Source organism: Metabacillus fastidiosus NBRC 101226, from assembly GCF_001591625.1.
Classification (GTDB): domain Bacteria; phylum Bacillota; class Bacilli; order Bacillales; family Bacillaceae; genus Metabacillus; species Metabacillus fastidiosus.
Window position 1 is genome coordinate 1 of the sequence record NZ_BCVG01000003.1, and the last position, 20,795, is coordinate 20,795.

The 20,795-nt window shown below is 35.7% G+C and carries 23 protein-coding genes; 10 read left to right on the forward strand and 13 right to left on the reverse strand.

Features of this window, described 5'->3' with window-relative positions:
• Positions 1-73: 73 nt before the first annotated feature.
• From BFA01S_RS01160 to BFA01S_RS01190, 7 genes are read right to left on the reverse strand one after another with little or no spacing between them, the layout of a single operon-like run.
• The gene (locus BFA01S_RS01160; protein WP_066224854.1) at positions 74-898 is read right to left on the reverse strand and encodes an urease accessory protein UreD; all 825 of its coding nucleotides are present in this window, start codon (positions 896-898) and stop codon (positions 74-76) included.
• A 1-nt stretch (position 899) separates the two neighbouring features.
• Positions 900-1,511 carry an urease accessory protein UreG gene (gene ureG / locus BFA01S_RS01165; RefSeq protein ID WP_066224856.1) on the reverse strand — a complete coding sequence of 204 codons (612 nt, stop codon included), beginning with the start codon at positions 1,509-1,511 and terminating at the stop codon, positions 900-902.
• Between the two features lie 25 nt (positions 1,512-1,536).
• Positions 1,537-2,223 carry an urease accessory protein UreF gene (locus BFA01S_RS01170; RefSeq protein WP_066224858.1) on the reverse strand — a complete coding sequence of 229 codons (687 nt, stop codon included), beginning with the start codon at positions 2,221-2,223 and terminating at the stop codon, positions 1,537-1,539.
• Positions 2,216-2,671, reverse strand: coding sequence for an urease accessory protein UreE (ureE, locus tag BFA01S_RS01175; RefSeq protein ID WP_066224860.1), 456 nt, complete (start codon positions 2,669-2,671; stop codon positions 2,216-2,218). Before ureE ends, BFA01S_RS01170 begins: the two co-directional genes overlap by 8 nt.
• Before the next feature lie 10 nt (positions 2,672-2,681).
• Entirely contained in the window at positions 2,682-4,394 is a 1,713-nt protein-coding gene (gene ureC / locus BFA01S_RS01180; RefSeq protein WP_066224863.1) for an urease subunit alpha, read from the reverse strand.
• Complete coding sequence (locus tag BFA01S_RS01185) at positions 4,394-4,714, reverse strand: urease subunit beta (RefSeq protein WP_066224865.1); 321 nt, start codon at positions 4,712-4,714, stop codon at positions 4,394-4,396. Before BFA01S_RS01185 ends, ureC begins: the two co-directional genes overlap by 1 nt.
• Before the next feature lie 21 nt (positions 4,715-4,735).
• Entirely contained in the window at positions 4,736-5,038 is a 303-nt protein-coding gene (locus BFA01S_RS01190; protein ID WP_066224868.1) for an urease subunit gamma, read from the reverse strand.
• A 656-nt stretch (positions 5,039-5,694) separates the two neighbouring features.
• Here BFA01S_RS01190 and BFA01S_RS01195 point away from each other — a divergent pair.
• The 5 genes from BFA01S_RS01195 (at position 5,695) to phnE (BFA01S_RS01215) (ending at position 10,317) form a co-directional block, all read left to right on the forward strand.
• The gene (locus tag BFA01S_RS01195) at positions 5,695-6,621 is read left to right on the forward strand and encodes an urea transporter (protein ID WP_235842934.1); all 927 of its coding nucleotides are present in this window, start codon (positions 5,695-5,697) and stop codon (positions 6,619-6,621) included.
• 248 nt (positions 6,622-6,869) lie between these two features.
• The gene (locus tag BFA01S_RS01200; RefSeq protein WP_066224872.1) at positions 6,870-7,811 is read left to right on the forward strand and encodes a phosphate/phosphite/phosphonate ABC transporter substrate-binding protein; all 942 of its coding nucleotides are present in this window, start codon (positions 6,870-6,872) and stop codon (positions 7,809-7,811) included.
• A 123-nt stretch (positions 7,812-7,934) separates the two neighbouring features.
• Positions 7,935-8,705, forward strand: a complete 771-nt coding sequence (gene phnC, locus BFA01S_RS01205; protein ID WP_066224873.1) for a phosphonate ABC transporter ATP-binding protein — start codon at positions 7,935-7,937, stop codon at positions 8,703-8,705.
• Positions 8,702-9,514 (forward strand): phosphonate ABC transporter, permease protein PhnE, encoded by an 813-nt coding sequence (phnE, locus tag BFA01S_RS01210; protein WP_066224874.1) that lies wholly within the window; start codon positions 8,702-8,704, stop codon positions 9,512-9,514. The genes phnC and phnE (BFA01S_RS01210) overlap by 4 nt, the downstream gene beginning before the upstream one ends.
• Positions 9,511-10,317, forward strand: a complete 807-nt coding sequence (phnE, locus tag BFA01S_RS01215) for a phosphonate ABC transporter, permease protein PhnE (protein ID WP_066224876.1) — start codon at positions 9,511-9,513, stop codon at positions 10,315-10,317. Before phnE (BFA01S_RS01210) ends, phnE (BFA01S_RS01215) begins: the two co-directional genes overlap by 4 nt.
• An 83-nt stretch (positions 10,318-10,400) precedes the next feature.
• On the opposite strand, the gene BFA01S_RS01220 is transcribed toward phnE (BFA01S_RS01215), so the two are convergent.
• Positions 10,401-10,586, reverse strand: a complete 186-nt coding sequence (locus BFA01S_RS01220) for an H-type small acid-soluble spore protein (RefSeq protein ID WP_066224878.1) — start codon at positions 10,584-10,586, stop codon at positions 10,401-10,403.
• A 163-nt stretch (positions 10,587-10,749) separates the two neighbouring features.
• On the opposite strand from BFA01S_RS01220, the gene liaG reads away from it, so the two are divergent.
• From liaG to BFA01S_RS01240, 4 genes are all read left to right on the forward strand, one after another.
• The gene (gene liaG, locus BFA01S_RS01225) at positions 10,750-11,583 is read left to right on the forward strand and encodes a LiaG family protein (RefSeq protein ID WP_066224880.1); all 834 of its coding nucleotides are present in this window, start codon (positions 10,750-10,752) and stop codon (positions 11,581-11,583) included.
• A gap of 171 nt (positions 11,584-11,754) precedes the next feature.
• On the forward strand, positions 11,755-11,859 hold the full coding sequence (locus BFA01S_RS01230; protein ID WP_066224881.1) for a cytochrome c oxidase subunit 2A: 105 nt from the start codon (positions 11,755-11,757) through the stop codon (positions 11,857-11,859).
• 21 nt (positions 11,860-11,880) lie between these two features.
• A complete protein-coding gene (locus BFA01S_RS01235; protein WP_066224882.1) occupies positions 11,881-12,354 on the forward strand; it encodes a cytochrome c oxidase subunit II in 474 nt (157 codons plus the stop codon).
• The gene (locus tag BFA01S_RS01240) at positions 12,351-14,012 is read left to right on the forward strand and encodes a b(o/a)3-type cytochrome-c oxidase subunit 1 (RefSeq protein WP_066224885.1); all 1,662 of its coding nucleotides are present in this window, start codon (positions 12,351-12,353) and stop codon (positions 14,010-14,012) included. Before BFA01S_RS01235 ends, BFA01S_RS01240 begins: the two co-directional genes overlap by 4 nt.
• Before the next feature lie 252 nt (positions 14,013-14,264).
• Here the strand turns inward: BFA01S_RS01240 and BFA01S_RS01245 are convergent, their stop codons facing one another.
• The 4 genes from BFA01S_RS01245 to BFA01S_RS01260 form a co-directional block, all read right to left on the reverse strand.
• Positions 14,265-14,966, reverse strand: a complete 702-nt coding sequence (locus BFA01S_RS01245) for an ABC transporter permease (protein WP_066224887.1) — start codon at positions 14,964-14,966, stop codon at positions 14,265-14,267.
• Positions 14,966-15,811 carry an ABC transporter ATP-binding protein gene (locus tag BFA01S_RS01250; RefSeq protein WP_066224889.1) on the reverse strand — a complete coding sequence of 282 codons (846 nt, stop codon included), beginning with the start codon at positions 15,809-15,811 and terminating at the stop codon, positions 14,966-14,968. The genes BFA01S_RS01245 and BFA01S_RS01250 overlap by 1 nt, the downstream gene beginning before the upstream one ends.
• A gap of 135 nt (positions 15,812-15,946) precedes the next feature.
• On the reverse strand, positions 15,947-17,008 hold the full coding sequence (locus tag BFA01S_RS01255; protein WP_066224891.1) for a LytTR family transcriptional regulator DNA-binding domain-containing protein: 1,062 nt from the start codon (positions 17,006-17,008) through the stop codon (positions 15,947-15,949).
• A 108-nt stretch (positions 17,009-17,116) separates the two neighbouring features.
• Complete coding sequence (locus BFA01S_RS01260) at positions 17,117-18,148, reverse strand: YeiH family protein (RefSeq protein ID WP_066224895.1); 1,032 nt, start codon at positions 18,146-18,148, stop codon at positions 17,117-17,119.
• Between the two features lie 138 nt (positions 18,149-18,286).
• Between BFA01S_RS01260 and BFA01S_RS01265 the strand changes: the two genes are divergently transcribed.
• Entirely contained in the window at positions 18,287-19,153 is an 867-nt protein-coding gene (locus BFA01S_RS01265) for a LysR family transcriptional regulator (protein WP_066225060.1), read from the forward strand.
• Positions 19,154-19,250: 97 nt separating this feature from the next.
• Here BFA01S_RS01265 and BFA01S_RS01270 read toward each other — a convergent pair whose 3' ends face one another.
• Complete coding sequence (locus BFA01S_RS01270) at positions 19,251-20,789, reverse strand: 2-isopropylmalate synthase (protein ID WP_066224897.1); 1,539 nt, start codon at positions 20,787-20,789, stop codon at positions 19,251-19,253.
• Positions 20,790-20,795 lie beyond the last annotated feature (6 nt).

A 20,795-nucleotide genomic window follows, 5' to 3' on the forward strand; every position in this document is an offset into this window, starting at 1 on the left:
TTACTGCTCGTTAAGGCTGGGATAACTTAAAAAACCGGCAATCACTTTGATTGCCGTTATAAAACCTAAAATTTTAATATTTTCTTAACGAACTAGGCTTTATATTAAACCAGTCCGTACTAACAGTATGATGAATTGTATTAAATACTCTTTCAATTTCCTGTGTCGAATTCGATAACATCCGAACAGCAAAACCAGGTACTCTTAACCTCGATATACCTATTTCGTATTTATTATCGTCTGTAGATATTAAGTCATACAGACGATCAATAAGATCATTATTAGTCTGTTCACCAATAACAATCATTGACCCTAAATGAGAATACCCTTCCATAAATCCAAGGCTGTTCATCTTTTGGGAAGCAGGCTGTAATTTTATATGATCATATACAACAAGTTCGTCATCCATATATATTTCATTTAACAGCTGCACCATCTCATAACTGAATTTTCCGCCATGCGGTGACCAGCCCGGGGTCGTAATGTCAGAATAAAGAAAGGTCGATCCTTTTTCCATTCTTATTATATTTTTCTGCTTATACTTGGCATGTTCATAAGCAATTAACGGATCGGGAATATATTCAAGATAACTGCCTTTTTTAAGATGAATTTCTGTTTCCTGATAAGCGTAATTATTAGGTGTTTTATATACTTTTGTTGCTGACTGTGTTGTTAAAGTCAGTCTTGACTGTTCCTCGAGCAAGATATTTATATGATAACGGTCTCCATCTAAATATCCCCCACCAGGATTTAAAATATAATAACAAACTTGTCCAGAATCATCGTGATAAATAGGACGCATTACTTTCAATGCTCCTTGGAAGTAAACATTTTTCGCAACTGTTCTCCCTTGTTTATCCTCGACATCTAAACGTAAAACCCCAGTCCATTCACTCATCTTATTCCAATCCTTTTAATAAGGCATTCCTTTTGATCCATTCTACAACTTTATCAAGTCCCGTATTATCTTTTAAGTTTGTAAAAACAAACGGCTTATTACCGCGGAATACTTTTGTATCAGACTCCATTACTTCTAAGCTTGCTCCAACAAAAGGGGCCAAATCTGTTTTATTAATAATAAACAGATCAGATTTGATCATTCCTTGTCCACCTTTTCTTGGAATCTTCTCTCCCTGTGCAACATCAATAATGTAAATAGAGAAATCAACAAGCTCCGGACTGAATGTCGCTGCAAGATTATCTCCGCCGGATTCTACGAAAATTAATTCGACATCCGGATGTTTCTCTTTTAGCTCCTCAATTGCAGCGAAGTTCATGGATGCATCTTCGCGGATTGCTGTATGAGGACATCCGCCTGTCTCAACACCGATAATACGATCTTCAGGCAGAATACCATTTTTCATTAAAAATTTCGCATCTTCTTTTGTATAAATGTCATTTGTTACAACAGCCATACTAATCTCACCGTTTAATGCCCGCGTTAATTTTTCCACCAACATTGTTTTACCAGCTCCAACTGGTCCCCCTACACCGATTCTGATAGGTTCCATTAAAAACACTTCCTTTTCCTTGAAATTAAGACATAAAAATACGAATATTTACTCGTTCATGTTTCATCTGTGATAATTCTAACCCTGGTGAAACAATCCCAAAATCTTCTTCATCTAAACTTTCAATTTTTAAAACAGCTTCCTCTAAAGACTGCTGGAATTCCTGAATGATTTTCTGACCTTCTGTTTGGCCAAGCGGTATCGCTCTTACTGCATTTTGAATGAGGCTTGAAATAGAAGAGTATAAATAATACAAAATTGTTGTTTCCTTTTGAATACCAAGATGGAATCCTACCATCATAAATACAATCGCTGGATGTCCGAATGATTTTTTGTCTTTAATACGTTGCTCGTAGGACTTAAGGTATGAAGAATCATACAAGGTTTGTGTAAGCTTTAACATCCGGTCTCCAATTCTTTGTGTACCTTCCCTCGTTTCACGCGGTAAGTTCTGAGCAATGAGCATTTGATCAAGCCGCCATACATCTTCTAATTGACCCTTCTCCAATGCTTCATAAACAAGCTTTGAAGCAAGCCCGTCTGAATAGACGAGCTGCTCGTGCAAATAAACATGCAGCCATTTGGAGAATGTCTCCTTATCATGTACTCTATCTTCCTGTATATAACTCTCAAGTCCGAAAGAATGACTGAAAGCCCCGGTAGGAAAATTCGAATCACATAGCTGAAACAGTGAAAGAATCCGATTATCCATGACTATGTCCTATATGTCTAAATGCTTGTTTTACTTTACGCTCCTCACGTTTATAAGGAATGTTAAGTTCCTCTAGCAGTTCCTCTACAAGATAATCATACTGAACAAGCATTTCATCGTTTTCAAACTGGGCTGGAAGATGGCGATTTCCCAATTGATGTGCAATAACACCCATTTCATTTAAGCTGCGTGGAGTAATAATAATTAAATCATCTGATAAAACATCAATAACAATCATGTTTTTATCATCCATGTAAAGAACATCACCAGCAATAAGATCACGAGGATCTTTTAGACGAATACCGACCTCTTTGCCATGATCTGTTTTTACTCTTTGGATTCTTTTTACTAAATCAGAGCTTTCAAGATACACTTTCTCAATATGCCTTTTTCCAATTTCCGCCTGATCCATCTGTTCTAAATTCGTTACGATCTTTTCGATTATCAATTATCTCACCTCAAAATAAGAAATATCGTTGTCCCATTGGAACTCTATCAACAGGGTCACAAGTAATGAGTTCCCCATTTACTTTTACTTCATAAGTTTGTGGATCTACAGTTATTTCAGGAGTTTCTGAATTTAACTTCATATCTTTTTTCGTTAATGTCCGAATTCCTTTAACAGGAAGGATCATTTTTTCTAATCCGAGTTTCTCATGAATTTTATCTTCAAAAGCAGCTTGAGAAACGAACGTAATCGAACTTCTTTGCAGAGCTTTTCCAATTTGAGCGTACATTGGGCGATAAATGACTGGCTGTGGAGTTGGTATTGATGCATTTGCATCACCCATCATTCCCCCCACAACAAAACCGCTTTTTAAAACTAATTCAGGTTTTACTCCAAAGAATGCTGGCGACCAAATAACAAGGTCAGCGATTTTACCTACTTCGATCGAACCGACATATTCTGAAATACCATGAGTAATTGCAGGATTAATTGTATATTTTGCAATATATCGTTTCGCACGATTATTATCAGAAAGCTCAGTATCTCCCGGTAACAACCCTCTTTGTTTTTTCATCTTATCAGCTACTTGCCACGTACGTAAAACAACTTCACCAATACGTCCCATCGCTTGTGCATCAGAACTTACCATACTGAATACACCCATATCTTGAAGAATATCTTCCGCTGCAATCGTTTCACGTCTAATACGAGAATCAGCGAATGCAATATCTTCAGGTACAGATGGATTTAAATGATGACATACCATCAGCATATCTAAATGCTCATCAATCGTATTAATTGTGTAAGGTAATGTCGGATTTGTAGATGAAGGTAAAATATTCATGTAGCTTGCAGATTTGATTAAGTCTGGTGCGTGCCCACCACCTGCACCTTCTGTATGATACATATGTAAAACACGATCTTTAACAGCAGCCATCGTATTTTCAACAAATCCACCTTCATTTAAAGTATCTGCATGAAGTGCAACTTGAACATCATATTTATCTGCTACTTTAAGTGCATGATCAAGTGCTGATGCTGTCGCTCCCCAGTCTTCATGCACTTTTAAGCCGATTGCACCTGCTCTTATTTGCTCAGCCAGAGGTTCTTCAGTAGCTGCTTGTCCTTTCGCAGTAAAGCCAACGTTAATCGGAAGTCCTTCTGCTGCTTCAAGCATACGGTGCATATTCCATATACCAGGTGTAACAGTCGTTGCCTTTGATCCAGCTGCAGGGCCAGTTCCTCCACCGACAAGTGTTGTAAGACCAGCAGAAAGTGCTGTCTGAACTTGTTCAGGATTAATGAAATGAACATGCGTGTCAATTCCACCAGCAGTAACAATCATTCCTTCACCAGCAATGATTTCTGTTCCAGCACCGATAATGATATCAACACCAGCCATAATTAATGGATTACCAGCTTTTCCGATACCAGCAATTTTCCCGTCAGTAATAGCGATATCCGCTTTATAAATTCCCGTATAATCTAAGATGATCGCATTTGTAATAACAGTATCTGGAACGCCATCACCACGAGTTGCAAGCGGATGCTGACCCATTCCATCACGGATTACCTTACCGCCGCCAAATACGACTTCTTCCCCATATGTCGTATAATCTTTTTCAATTTGAATAATGATATCTGTATCTGCTAAACGAACTGAATCTCCTGTCGTTGGTCCGTACATTTGTGCATATTGTTTTCTAGGCATTTTAAAACTCATTATTTAGCACCTCTCTTTACAGAACCATCTACTTTATTATTAAAACCATAGACAGCCTGTTCTCCTGCGAAGTCCACTAATTCAATTTCTTTCTCATCTCCCGGTTCAAAACGAACAGCAGCACCCGCAGGGATATTCAAACGTCTTCCAAATGCTTCTTCCCTATTAAAAATTAATGCTTCATTTACTTCATAAAAATGAAAATGAGAACCGATTTGAACAGGACGGTCTCCTGTATTTATCACAGACAATTTATATGTTTCTCTATTAGCATTGCAAACAATATCTTCTTCTTTTAAAAATATTTGTCCTGGCTGCATGAAATATGCCCTCCTAACCTTTTATCTAATTGGACTATGAACTGTTACTAATTTTGTTCCATCTGGAAAAGTAGCCTCAACCTGAATATCATGAATCATTTCCGGTACTCCATCCATTACATCTTCACGTGATAAAATAGTTGCTCCATATTCCATTAGTTCCGCAACCGTTTTTCCGTCTCTTGCTCCTTCTAATACTTCATATGTAATAATGGCAACTGCTTCAGGATGATTTAATTTCAATCCTCTTTCCTTTCGGCGTCTAGCAAGATCAGCCGCGACTACAATCATAAGTTTATCAATTTCTCTTGGTAATAATTGCATCTCAAAACCTCCTTAATGATGTATAATAGAAATAGAGAGCAAGTTCTCTTAGAGTTACGTTTCTTAACAGTTAAGAGGGGAAAATTCCCTTTCATGCTCATTATTTATCAAAAATAAAAATGGTGTTTTTTCCTATATTTAAAAATGAGTTCTTTAAATAAAATCTCCTATTGCATATGAAATTAAACAATAGAACGTTATTAATTTACATTTTTAAACACAACACCCTTTTTTTGTTTTAATCCAATAGCTTAAACCGATTTCTCATAAGGAAATCGGTTTTTATTGGAATTTCTGGTAAAAAAAGTAATTACTTAGAAACTTATATAAAATTTCAATTATATTTATATCAGATTTCTTCTCTAATAGCATTACTTTTTTGATTAAAATAAAAATAAATTTTGACAATTGAAAATATAGATGGAGCAGCGTTCTTTCACAAGGAAATATTTACATTAATTACATAGAGATTTACAATTTTTTTTACCATACTAATCATTATTTGAACTATAATATATTCAACGAACTAAGTTCATATAATTAGAGCTTAAAAGTAAAATAAACTGCTGTCTTATATTATTTATAAGATAGAAACCTGATTAATAGATTTTTGAAAACATATGAAAAAGAAACATATATATGAGAGGGAAGAAAAAATGTTAAACATTAGAAACATCCAGTCGTTGGGACTGGCAACATTAAGAGGCATTTCTCAAGTTATATTAATTGAGAATGCTTTTTCAGGTTTTATTATTTTACTTGCAATAACGGTCTCATCTTATTTCTTAGGAATCATTGCCCTTTTATCATCTTTAATTGGTACTTTAGTTGCAAAAATCGGGGGGGCTGATGAAGCAAAGATAAATCAAGGATTATTCGGATATAACTCTCTATTAACAGGAATAGCATTAGAGTTATTTTTAAATGAACCTTATCAATGGATTATTGCTCTTGCTGGTGCCGCCATCACTGCAATTGTTACAGCGGCCATTATGCACATAATGAAAGGTACCGGGTTACCTGTCTTAACATTCCCTTATATTATCTTAACCTGGTTTATGCTGCTTGCCGCTTATCGGCTGGATACTTTTACTTTAAGCCCTGAATTAGTACCACAATATTTATCACATAGGAAGCTGAAATTTGTAGGTGAAACACATTTACTTGAAGGAATTTTAAATGGTATTGGACAAATATTTTTCTTAGAACAAAATGTATCATGCTTCCTTATCCTTGTTGCTGTATGCTTCGCCGGCTGGAAGTTCTGCATTTATGTTTTATTGGGAAATATAATTGCCTTGCTAACAGCACTTTTCTTAGGTGCGGAGCATACTTTAATTACAATGGGACTTTACGGATATAATGCTATTCTAACAATTCTAGCTGTATCAGTTGTCTTTCAATCAAATCAAAATCGATTTTCCATTATTTTAACTGGTATTTTCGGTGCGTTTCTGGCAGTCATTATGACAGCAAGTGTAAGTACGTGGCTTTTACCATATGGATTACCATCATTAACGATGCCATTCGTTCTTAGCTCCTGGGTTATTCTTGCAGCAAGGAAGGTTTTACCCCGTTTGTAAATTCTCTCTTTAAAATGAGGCAGCCTCGCGATAATTTTACGAGGTTTGTCTCAAACTCCATCATATTTCCTATATTACTTCTAAACTGCCAATTTTTCAACTATTCCCTCTCTTCTCCTTTAACCATCTTTACATTTCCTTTAAAAACATTTACTAATTCTATACATTCTGTAAATATTTCCATAATATTCATTTGATACCATAAGCTTGTTCGACAAAATGCTACATATTATATCGGAGGTCATTACATGTACAAGAAATTAACAGGTCTTGGTCTAACTTTCGCATTGGCGGCTAGTGTTTTAGTTGGCTGTGGGTCAGGTTCAGACGATAAGGCAGAGAAAGCTTCTGGAACAGCTTCTAAAGAAGAAAAGAAAGAATTAACAGTTCAATTCGTTCCTTCACAAAATGCTGATACACTTGAAGCAAAAGCAAAGCCGCTTGAAGAATTACTTGGTAAAGAACTTGATATGGACGTAAAAGTAAGTGTTTCAACTGATTACAACACAATTGTTGAAGCTATGGCTTCTAAACAAGTTGATGTTGGATTCTTACCGCCAACTGCATACGTTTTAGCTAAAGAAAAAGGCGCAGCAGAAGTCATTTTACAAGCACAGCGTTACGGTGTGAATGATGAAGACGGCTCACCAACTGAAGAACTTGTAGACTTTTATAAATCACAATTTATCGTTAAAAAAGATTCAGGAATTGAAAAAGTAGAAGATTTAAAAGGAAAGAAGATCGGTTATCAAAATGTGACATCTTCAGCAGGTTACGTATGGCCGGCAGCTTCATTAATAGATGTTAATATCGATCCTTTAAAAGATGTGACACCTGTTACTTTTAAAGGCCATGATCAGGCTATCATTGCTCTTTTAAACGGTGACATTGACGCAGCAGTAACTTTCCAGGATGCTAGAAACGTTGTAAAGGGTGACTACCCGACAGTATTCGAAGATACAAAGATTATTAAATTTACAGAGCCGATTCCAAATGACACAATTACTGTTCAGACAGATCTTGATGCAGATCTAAAAAATAAAATTCAAGAGGCATTTATTAATATCGGAAAAGATGAAGAAGGCCGTAAAATTATTCAAGAAATCTACACACATGAAGGTTACACAAAATCGGATGATAAAAACTTTGATATCGTCCGTGAATATAATGAAAAAGTAAAAACTGAGTAGTAAGTATATATACCTTATATTGAAAGTTGTCTTACAAGGAAAAGTGGCTAAAGAATCAAGAGGATACACGAATCCTTTTGACTTTCAGCCACTTTTTAAATTAAAAGGAAAGTTGGTACGAAAATGATTGAATTTCGGAATGTTTCTAAAGTATATCCGAATGGTACAAAAGGGCTTAATAATATTAACTTAACAATTAACAAAGGAGAATTTGTGGTTATTGTCGGGCTGTCAGGTGCAGGTAAATCAACACTATTAAGATCGATTAACAAACTGCATGATATTAGTTCAGGTGAGATACTCATTGAAGATAAATCAATTACATCTGCAAAAGGAAGTGAACTTTATAAAATCAGGCGCGATATCGGGATGATATTCCAAAACTTTAATCTCGTCAAACGCTCCTCCGTTCTTAGAAATGTTTTATCAGGACGTGTCGGCTATCATTCTACTTTTAAGATGCTTTTAGGACTTTTCCCACAAGAAGATAAAGAGCTTGCCTTAAAAGCGTTAGACCGTGTAAATATTCTTGAAAAAGCCTATTCAAGAGCTGATGAGCTGTCAGGGGGACAGCAGCAGCGTGTATCTATTGCCCGTGCACTTGCACAGGAAGCGAAAATCATTTTAGCTGATGAGCCTGTAGCTTCACTCGATCCCCTCACAACAAAACAAGTAATGGACGACTTGAAAAGGATTAACGAAGAGCTGAATATAACAACAATCGTCAACTTGCATTTTATTGATCTGGCAAGGCAATATGCAACACGTATTATCGGCCTTCGGGCTGGTGAAGTTGTTTTTGATGGTCCTGTTTGCGAGGCAACAGATGAACGTTTTTCAGAAATCTACGGCAGACCTATTCATGAAGATGAATTATTAGGGGTAGCGAAATGAAGACAGAGCAAGAAATAAAAACAAACACAATACTTCATTCTGCTCCCCTGCCATCAAAGAAACTGAAATATCTCTTTACCTTTCTTCTCGTCTTATTGCTCATTTTTTTAAGTGGACAAAAGATCGGATTTTCTTTTTATGAATTGCTCATCGGTTTACCAAATATGGGTGATTTACTCGTGCAAATGTTTCCTCCAAATTGGGCATATTTTGTGCGGATTACCGAACCGATTCTTGATACAATTCGAATTGCTATTTTAGGAACAACCTTTGGTGCTATTCTTTCCATACCGTTAGCATTGCTTGCAGCAAAGAATATTTTTCAATCCAATTGGATTACATATCCTGCCCGTTTTATTTTAAATCTTATTCGGACAATCCCCGATTTGCTGCTTGCATCTATTTTTGTTGCCATTTTCGGAATTGGAGCAGTTCCCGGGATACTGGCTTTAGCAGGTTTTTCATTTGGGATTATCGCCAAGTTATTTTATGAAGCAATTGAATCGATTGATAGAGGACCGCTAGAAGCGATGACCGCTGTTGGAGCAAATAAAATAAAATGGATTGCACTCGGTGTCATTCCACAAGTCATTCCACAGTTCACCTCCTTCTTTCTCTATATGTTTGAAGTAAATATTAGGGCCGCATCAGTACTTGGACTCGTTGGTGCTGGCGGAATTGGGCTGTATTATGAACAAACACTTGGTTTTTTTGAATACGACAAAACGGCTTCGATCATCATTTACACATTAGCAGTTGTCTTAATAATCGATATTATTAGTAACAAGCTCAGGGAGAAGATTTTATGAAAAAAGAATTACTATTGCAGCCACCGCGCTCGCGAAAAAAACAATTCAAAGTATGGCTTACTATTATCATCATCGCTCTTATTTATATTTGGGCCTTTGCCGGAATGCCTGCAATTGAATTAAAGGAGACATCTACCCAAATTGTTTCCTCTATTTTTACTGGATTAATCAGTCCTGATTGGGGATATGTATACGATCCTGGTGGAGAAGATTTACTTCGTGGTCTTATTGAAACACTCGCAATTGCCCTACTCGGAACAGTAATTGCCGGAATATTTTGCATCCCGCTTTCCTTCTTAGCCGCTCGAAATATTGTTAATAACGGAGGAATAAGCGGAGGAGCAAAAGTCGTTTTGAGCTTTATCCGTGTCTTCCCTGACATTATTTTAGCACTTTTATTCATTAAAGCTGTCGGACCCGGATCATTTCCAGGTGTATTAGCACTCGGAATAGGCTCAATCGGCATGCTTGGGAAATTATTCTCTGAAGATATTGAAAATGTCGAGCTTGGTTCATCTGAAGCATTGATGGCAACAGGAGCAAATCCTATAAAAACAATTTGGTTTGCTATTATTCCACAAATCTTGCCGAGTTATCTTTCTTTTATTCTTTATCGATTTGAAATTAATGTTCGTGCTGCAACCATTCTTGGTGTCATCGGTGCTGGCGGAATTGGAACACCTCTTATTTTTGCATTAACATCAAGGGACTGGGATCGGGTTGGTGTTATTTTACTCGGAATTATTATCATGGTCTCTGCTATTGATTTAATTTCAGGGAAAATCCGCAGTCGATTAACATAACTCATTGTCAAGAAAGAATGGAATTAAAACAGCTGTCTCAAGATTGAAGTACCAGCTCCCTCTGAGACAGCTCTTTACTATAATTAATCTCTGACCTCAATTAAATCATCAATGGACACTTTTGTTCTTTCCTCTAAAGGCCCTCTTAGATGAACAGTTGCTAATCCTTCTTCCTCATCCACACTGTCAATCCATACAGAAGACCCATGATAGGTCACATCAATCGTTGCAGAAGAAGAAAGAATTTGCTTCACACGCCTTACATCCATAGCAGTTCCTCCCTATTTTTTGATCATTTTAGTTTACGGATAAAGAAAAATTTATATTCATCCGTCTTGAGCCTTAGTAAGAAATAAATCCCTGGTTCATTGTTTAATACCAAGAGGTATCTTAAAATTATAATTATCTTGCATGTAGAAGGTAGGTATTTAATTGAAAAAGGTCTTTCTTATTTTTTTAATAATCGTAGGTATTTCTGTGCTCTTATCTGCCAGCTTCTCGTGGCTGCCATTTAAAAAGCAGGAAGAGAAAGCAAAGGCGACGAAAGATATTGACTTAATTGAGCTTGATATTGGTGCCATTTCCACAGAAATCATTTCTGAAGATAGAGACACTGTTGAGGCAGATTTAGTTGGAAAAGGGAAATTAGATGTCCATACAGACGGGGATACAATAACTGTCCGGTTTGAGCGGAAATGGTTTGATTTCTTTTCACTTTTCAAAAGAAATAAGCTCACTGTTTATATACCTGAAGATTATGATAGGGATATGAAAATCGATATTGGATCAGGCAATATAAATTATGATGCACGTAAATTAGACCAGCTAGCAGTAGATATTGGTTCTGGTAATATTAATATTAAGAATTTAACTGTAAAGGATTTTAAATTAGATGTATCTTCCGGTAATGTAAATATTGAATCACTCAAAGCAAATTCCAGCCGCATAGATATCAGTTCAGGAAATGTAAAACTGAATAATTATAGCGGGAAATTAAAAGCGGATTTATCATCTGGAAAATTCAATGCACATATTGATCAATTAATTGGTGCAATCGATGTCGATGTTAGCTCTGGAAAAGTAGAACTCGATCTGCCAGATAAAGCTGATTTCACATTAAAAGGGAAGATTGGCAGCGGAAAAATCTCTACGGATTTTCCCCTAACGACTACAAAACAGGAAAATAAGTATATCCAAGGTGTTCATGGAACAGGAAAACATGAAGTGAATTTAAAAGTATCTAGCGGAAAAATAGATGTGTATTAATACTTTCATATTTGAGGCTGAATGAAAAGATCATTAAATGGTCTTTTCATTCAGCCTCTTTTTACATATAGTTAACATTTCATCCATAAACTGTGACTTTTCTCACAGTTTATATGACCTTATTTCATTATAATCCAAATAAATAACCTTATTTTCACAGGAGGGGGAAGTATGAAAGACCCAAATTTAAAAGGAACTTTAGTAAGTGTTTTCGTTATTGGAATCATTATTTGTATTATGTGGTTCAGTGCTTACGCTTTTTATCTTTCAAGATAACAAAAAGGAGAAGGTGATTTTATGCATATTCATAAGTACGAGAAAATTTGGTTAATATTCGGTATATCATCAATTGCTTTATTCTTATGCATCGTTGGTGTTAGTGCTTTTGCCTTTGAGCATCATCCATCAGGCGGAATGGAGGCAATTGACCCTAACAAAGTAAAAGAAACTCCTCCTTTTGATAAGCCGGGAGTGAAGAAAATTGATGAGGACACATATGAAGTCTCTATTGTAGCATCAGCTTTTGCTTACGAACCGAACAAAATTCAAGTTCCAGTCGGTAAGAAAATTATTTTTAAAATAGCAAGCACAGATGTAACACACAGTTTTTCAATTGTACAGACAAATGTAAATATGATGATCGTTCCTGGGAGAGTCAGTACGAAGGAATATATATTTAAAGAGCCTGGCACCCATTTAGTAATCTGCAATGAATATTGCGGAACTGGACATCATTTCATGAAAACGGAAGTCGAGGTGATTGAACAATGAACACAGTCATTCCAAAGCAAGACCGGGTATTAGCACTTACAAATATAACGGTTGCCTACATTGCCTTTTTAATAGGAACCTTCTGCGGATTATTACAAGTGTTCATTCGCAATAATGCACTCCAACTACCCGCATGGCTCGATTATTATCAAATTCTAACTGCACATGGAGTACTTTTAGCACTTATTTTTACTACTTATTTTATCTTTGGATTTTTTATTACTGGAATGAGTAAATCATTAGGCGGATTTGGTCCAAAAGTAAGGGCTTTCTCCTGGATTGGCTTTACTGTTATGACAATTGGAACAGTAATGGCTACTGTTTTAATTATTTCAGGGGACGCTTCTGTATTATACACTTTCTATGCGCCTCTTAAAGCAAGCGGCTGGTATTATGTCGGATTAGCATTATTTGTCGTTGGTACTTGGATTAATAGTTTTGCGTTAGTTGGACATTATATCGTCTGGAAAAAACAGAATAAAAATAAAATGAGCCCGCTTTTTGCTTATATGACAGTTGCAACGATCATCCTTTGGATCATTTGCTGTCTAGGTGTTGTCGCAGCAGTATTATTCCAGTTTATCCCTTGGGCATTCGGCTGGACAGATACAATTAATGTAGAATTAAGCCGGGCATTATTTTGGTATTTCGGGCATCCGCTCGTTTATTTCTGGCTCTTGCCAGCCTACATGGCATGGTATCTAATCATACCAAAAATCATTGGCGGTAAAGTATTTAGTGACGCCCTTGCAAGATTAACTTTTATTTTATTCATTTTATTTTCGATTCCAGTCGGGTTTCATCATCAATTAACAGAGCCTGGCATTAATGGATTTTGGAAGTTTTTACAGGTCATTTTAACATTCATGGTTATTATTCCATCCCTTATGACTGCATTTTCAATTTTCGCAACATTTGAAACAGCTGGCAGAAAAAAAGGCGGTACCGGTTTATTCGGGTGGTTTTTCAAACTCCCTTGGAAGGATATTCGCTTTACTTCTGTATTCATCGCCATGCTTTTCTTCATCCCTGGTGGAGCAGGAGGAATTATTAATGCAAGTTTTCAATTAAATGAGCTTGTTCACAATACTATGTGGATTGTTGGACATTTTCATATAACAGTTGGAACACCAGTAGCAATGACATTTATGGGTATTACATTTTGGATTATCCCTTATTTAACAGGTAGAAAATTTACAAAATCAATGCAAAAACTTGCCTTTATTCAAATTATTACATGGACAATCGGTATGCTTCTTATGTCAACATCACAGCATATTTTAGGATTATTAGGTGCACCGCGAAGAACTGCCTATACTAATTATGGTGATTATCCCGTTGTTCTAGACTGGTTTAATGGTGTTTTAACAAATCATGTAACGATGGCAATTGGCGGTACTATTTTATTTTTCTCAGCAATGCTCTTAATTTTTATCGTCTTCCAATCTTTATTTGCTCTTCCTAAAGCACAGACAGCGGAAGAAATGACAGATTTCCCGCTTGCTGAAAGTGAAACCGAAAACACGCCGAAGTTTTTAGAAAGATGGTGGATTTGGATTGCTATTTCACTATTCCTAATTATTATTGCCTATGCAATTCCATTGTCAGGTATGATTCAGCACGCACCGCCTGGATCCCCAGGTTTCAAAACATGGTAGGAGTTGATAAACATGTTTACAGCTGTTTTTTCCATTATTTTAGTAAGTACTGTTTTAGTCGGGATTATCGTTGACCTTACTACAAATGAAGAATAATAGAACGAAGGTGTCCCAAAAGGGTTAAAAAACAACCCTTTTGGGACACCCTGCTGAAAGGCCCTGTTACCGAAATTCAGTAAAATCAAAGATTTGGTGACAGGGCCTTTCAGCTTTTAAAATTTATTAGGGACTTATCGGAAAACCCTATTCTATTTAATTATCAAATCTTCGCTTTCCATAAATAATAAAAGTCAATGCGAGTATTACTACTATCCAAATGAGAAGAATAAGAAAATTAGTAAATACCGCTTCCCCATTATTTAAACCTGTCCATATTGCATCTAATTGTTCATTCGGCAAATAGCTCATTATTTTTAAAATAAATTCATTCTCAATCATTGTTTTAAACATCGAACCCATTCCTAATATGAACATAATAGGCATACCGATAATTGTCGTTTCCATTACCGTTCGTGAAAGCAGGCCAAGAATCGTTCCAATTGCAATATAAATAATTAAGCCGATTAAAATTGTTAATGCAAATAACGGAAGAGACGGTATTTTAAACTCAGCTAAAAAAATAGAACCAATAATAATGATAATTGTCATTAATGCTGATAAGGCACTTTTCCCAATCAGAATTTCAGCCGTCGTAGCCGGAGAAAGCATAAGTCCTCTTAATGTATTTTTCTCCTTTTCCTCTGCTACTATAGCAGCTTGTATAAATGCTCCCACAATTACTAAAGTTAAATTAATGATCATTCCAGAGAGAGCGGAGTTACCTTCTCCAATACGCCCTATCCAAGCAGCAAAAATTAATGGTAAAGCTAGTGTAAAAATAATATAAGAATTTTTTAATAAGTCCTTCCAATCTTTCATTAAAATGGCATTTACTCTTTTAATAGAAAATTGCATTATAAATTCCTCCCTGTTAATTGTACGAATATTTCTCCTAATGTCGGTTCATTTGAATGGATCGTCTGCAATTGTCCATCCTTCATATATTTATAAATTTCCTGTGCCCCTTCTTCATCTTTATTAACAACAACTTCCTTGTTTCCAGCAAGCATAAGTGTAATCGTTGAATCAGCATATTCATTCCTGATCATTTGCGGTGTATCAAACTTTCTAATTTCACCGTTATGAAGAAATGCCACACGGTCACATAGCTCTTCTGCTTCTGCCATATCATGTGTCGTTAAAAAGATGGTCGTTCCTCTTTCATTTAACTGCTTTAAACCTTCATGTATATGCTTCGTATTAACAGGGTCCAATGCTGAAGTCGGCTCGTCTAAAAAAAGTAAATCCGGCTCATGTAAAATCGCTCTCGCTAATGTTGCTCTTTGTTTCATTCCTTTAGAAAGATTCTTCCCTACTGTTTTTTTATCGCTCACTAAATTTACTGCTTTGAGGACTTCATCAATTCTGCTTTTTTTCACATCATATAAATTACAATATAATTCCAAGTTATCATAAATAGTAAGTCTTTCATATAAACCGCTATTATCTGTTAAAATTCCAATTCTTCTCATATAAGCAGGATCATTTAATTTTTGAATCGGACTGCCGAATACTTTCACTTCCCCTGCTGTTAAATGAAGCTGAGATGTTAAAATTTTAATTGTTGTCGTTTTACCTGATCCGCTCGGCCCTAAAAATCCGATTGTTTCTCCTTTTTTAATATGGAAGCTAACATTCTTTAAAGCTTGTTTATTTCCAAAAGATTTCATTAAATTTCTTACTTCAATAATGTTTTCCATCTGCCAAACTCCTTTTCAACAATTTGTTTTGTTGACTTCAGTTTAGCTGGAAAAATAGGGTTCATCATTAAAGTCAGGCTCAAAAGAGCAGTTTTCACGTTAAAAGGAGCAGTTTTTCACCTGAATGGAGCATATTTAGAGACCAATAACGTCTTTTAACTCCGTTAATTTTCCTTTTGATAACGGAATGGAGCTTTTCTTTGAATCTTCCAAAATAAGACTATAACTATTTCTAGTCCATGTTATTACTTCTCTTACTTTTTGCAAATTAACGATATACGATCTGTGGCAACGGAAAAATCCAAATGGCTGCAAACGATCAAATAGTTCATTCAATGTATATGTACATGGAAAAACTTCTTCATTTACATGAAGATGGGAAATACCTTCATTACTTTCAATAAAGGAAATTTCTGTTGGATCAAATAAAATAATTTTATCTTCTACTTTAGCTGGGATTTTTTCAAAACGGACAGGCTGAATAAGCGGAATCATTTCTTCCTCCATTATTTCTTCTTCCAGCTTTTTCGGTTCATCTTGCTGTATATTAGAATCCTCTTCTGCTATCTCAATTTTTTTCAAACCTTCATCACTTAATTTATATACATTTTCTGTAATTAAAATAGCATTTTCAAAATTACTAGTTGTAATGAGGACTGCTTTTTCTTTTTCAATTAATTCACTAATCATTTTTTGGATGATTAACTTTGTCTCCACATCTACATTTTGATCAGGCTCTTCCATTATAATGAAGTCTGGATTATGTAAAATGGTCCGAGCAAGCTGAAGACGCTTCCTTTCAGAAAAAGTGAGCTGTTCAATTTTCTGTTTTCTTCTTTCCCATAATCCAACTTTTTGAAGGATAACATCCACCTCTGCTCTACCTTCGTAAAGCCGATTAAAAAACTGAAGATAATCGACAGCATTAAGACGCTCATACATCCCTTCATTTAATGAAAGAATACCAATCTTTTTGCATAGCTGTTTATAATTGTCTCTTACTTTTAATCCTAAAATAGAAATTTCTCCATCTGATACTCTTTCTTTACCAATAATCATCTCAATAAGTAATTTTCCTATTTCATGACTGCACTTAATTGCCACTGCTTCTCCTTTTTTTATATGTAAATCAATTTTAGGGAAAAACAAAATATTTCCTACACGTTTTTCCAGCTTTTCTATAGTTAAAATACTCATTTATTAAATCCTCCATTTGACACAGTTATTTCCATTATAGGTTATTTTTTTATTAAAAACAGCATCAAATTGAGCAGAAAAAAACAGAGAGAATATCCCTCTGTTTCATTAAATAAGGAAGTAAGATAAGACTGCTAAACAAATAGAAGTAATAATCATAGCAAGGAGCGGTTTTAGTGCTTTTGATTGAAGATCCTTCAAATTCACATTTAAACCAAGCCCGATCATTGCTGCTGATAAACACCATGCAGTGAAAACAGGTACGCTGTCCATTACTGCTTCCGGTACTGTAATAATATTTCCTAAAATATAAGTGTGAATGATACTCATTACTATAAAACCTAATAGAAAGAATGGAAACTGAACTTTTGCATCATTATTTTCTTCTTTGCTACTTTTTCTTTTCATAATATACATAAAGAGGAAACTGAGTGGAACTAATAAGAATACTCGACCAAGCTTCGCAAGCAGCCCAAATGCTAAGGCATCCTCCCCGCCTTGTGCTGCGGCTAATGCAACATGGGCAAGCTCATGCAAGCTCATTCCAGACCAAATTCCATAATCGACATGAGATAAAGGTAAAACAGGTTCTATCAATGTATAGCCAATTGCAAAAATAGTTCCTACTAATGCAATAATCCCGACACTAATCGCTGTATCATCATCTTTTGATTTTATAATTGGTGCGATTGCAGCAATTGCTGCAGCACCGCAAACCCCTGTTCCAATTCCAAGAAGAAGGGAAATATTTTTATCGGCTTTAAACCTTTTCGCAAGCCATATCATGAATAAGATTGAAAAAGTAATAACAATTGCATCTCGTGCAAGGAGAGTTAGGCCTTCACTCAAAACCGTATGAATATTAAGTTTTAAACCATATAAAATAATAGCTAAGCGTAATAGTTTTTTTGAAGAAAACTCGATTCCTAAGCGCAGAAACTGTGGGTAGCCAAAAAACTGACGATACAAAACAGCAATAAGAATTCCTATCCCCAATTGACCGACATGATCAAGACCAGGCAGTTTTGCGATAAAAAATGCGATAAATGCGATAAAAAATGTAAAAGCACTTCCAGCTAAAAGTTTTACTGCCAATAAAACTTTTCTTTCTCTTTCTGGCTTTCCATGAAGTAATTCCATTGAAAATCCCCTCCAATATTCCGAACAAATATATCTTTTGTCTATGGTTTTATTTTAAAACTTTCTTTATAATAAGAAAAATAATTATATATAATGCTAATCATAAGTAATAACTTATGATAGAGAGGAGTGTTTAAAATAGACCAGCAACTATTTGTCTTTGTAACAGTAGCAGAGAAGAAAAATTTCTCACGGGCCGCAGAAGAACTGCATATGACTCAGCCTGCTGTAAGTCAGTACATTCGGACTCTTGAACAGACAATCGGGACGAAATTATTAGATCGTAATAATAAATATGTACGTTTAAATAAGGCAGGGGAAATTGTTTACCATCATGCAAAAGAAATATTAGGACTATATACTAAAATGCATGATTTAGTTGATGATTTAACGAATAAGACGAGCGGCTCCGTTTCAATCGGGGCAAGCTATACAGTTGGTGAATATGTTTTGCCTCATATTATTACTGTCATGCATAAGAGATATCCGTTAATTCATCCATCCATTATGATTGGTAATTCAAAAGACATAGCAGAACTGGTGAAAAAACATCAATTAGATGTAGGAATTATTGAGGGAGAACTGCAAGATAAACAATTAACAATCGAACCTTTTGCAACAGATTTCATGTATATTATTGCCTCGGCAAATAGGGAATGGAGTGAAGAAATAAGTATTTCCCAATTAGAAGAAGAAACATGGATCGTCAGAGAAGAAGGATCCGGTACAAGAGCAGCAACTGAAAGAATGTTTCAAACTTTCGGTATCAAACCTCAGAGGAAGCTTGAATTCGGCAGCACACAATTAATTAAAGAATCTGTAGAAGAAGGACTTGGCATCACGCTTCTCTCTGATTCGGCAATCAGGAAAGAACACTCAATGGGACTTCTAAAAATAGTAAAAGTAAGAGAACTTCCAGTAACCAGGGAATTCTCAACTGTACTAAGCTCCCCATTTCAGACAAAGGCATTACAAGTATTTCTTGACTTAGTAAGGAAAAAATAAAAAACCCGCTGCGCATAAGTTCATCCATGCGCAGCGAGTTTCATTCTTGAGCCAAAAAAGCCCCCAGTCATATAGAAGTCTGTTTTCAGCTAAAAAATTAATTAGAAAATGTAAAATTATCTGCCTGCTTCACATTATCCTGAATCAGTGTATTAATTGCTGTTAAATACGCCTTTGCACTTGCTTTAATAATATCTGTATCCATTCCGCGTCCTGAATAAGTCTGGTTATCTTTTCCAATTTTTACAATAACCTCTCCAACCGCATCTTTGCCGATGTTTTTAGAACGGATCGAGTAATCCTGTAATTGAAACTCGATACCGATTAATTCGTCAATCCCGCTATAAAGAGCATCAATGACACCATTTCCTTTAACAGTTGTCTTTATATGATTTCTGTTTTCATCTGAAAGTTCAATCATTACTTCCACTGTATTATTCGGATATGTAATGACCAGGTCTGATAATTCATAACGAGTATTTTTATTTACATAGTCTTCATCTATTAATGTGTGAATATCATCATCAACCACATATTTCTTTTGGTCAATTACTTTTTTAAATTTTTCAAATGCATGTGCCAGCTCTTCGTCAGTTAAATTATAGCCTAGGTGCTCAATTTTCTTTTTAAGAGCGTGACGGCCGGAATGTTTGCCCAGAACGATTGTACTGGATGAGACACCGACAGTTTCCGGTTTAATAATCTCATATGTGGATGATTCCTTTAACATCCCATCCTGATGGATTCCTGATTCATGAGCAAATGCGTTTTCACCTACAATTGCCTTATTAGGCTGCACAGTAATACCTGTATATTGGCTTACAAGTTTACTCGTATTATATATTTCATTTAAAACGATATTTGATGTCGCTTTGTAAAGATCTTTTCTCGTCTCAAGAGTTAAAGCAACTTCCTCAATGGAAGTATTTCCAGCTCTTTCACCAATCCCATTTATTGTTCCTTCGATTTGGTCGACTCCTGCATAAATGGCTGCCATTGTATTAGCAGTTGCCATACCAAGATCATTATGACAATGTGTACTTAGCATGACATTATCAAGGCGCGGAACATTCTCTCTAACTTTTCTAAACATTTCTCCAAATGTTTCCGGTGATGCATAGCCAACTGTATCAGGTAAATTTATAACAGTTGCACCTGCACGAATGGCATGGTCAACAACTTCATACATAAACTCAAGCTCTGTACGGCTCGCATCCTCAAGTGAAAACTCAATTTCTGAAAAATAGTTTTTTCCAAATTTTATCGCCATTTCAGCTGTCTCAATGACTTGCGCTTTTGTCATATTTAATTTATATTTACGATGTATAGGTGAAGTCGCAAGGACAATATGCAGACAAGGTGTTGCAGCACCTCTTAATGCGTCTATTGCGGCTTCTATATCTTTTTTATGAGCTCTTGCTAAAACGGCAATGCTTGTGTTCCGAACTGCTTTCGTTATTTCTTGTACGTTAATAATTTCTCCCGGTGATGCTGCAGGAAAACCAGCCTCAATACGGTCGACTCCTAACTTTTCTAACTGTATTGCAATAGCCACCTTCTCCTCTGTCGTAAGATGGACTCCCGGCGATTGTTCACCATCCCTTAATGTTGTATCGAACATATGAATTTTTCTCATACATGT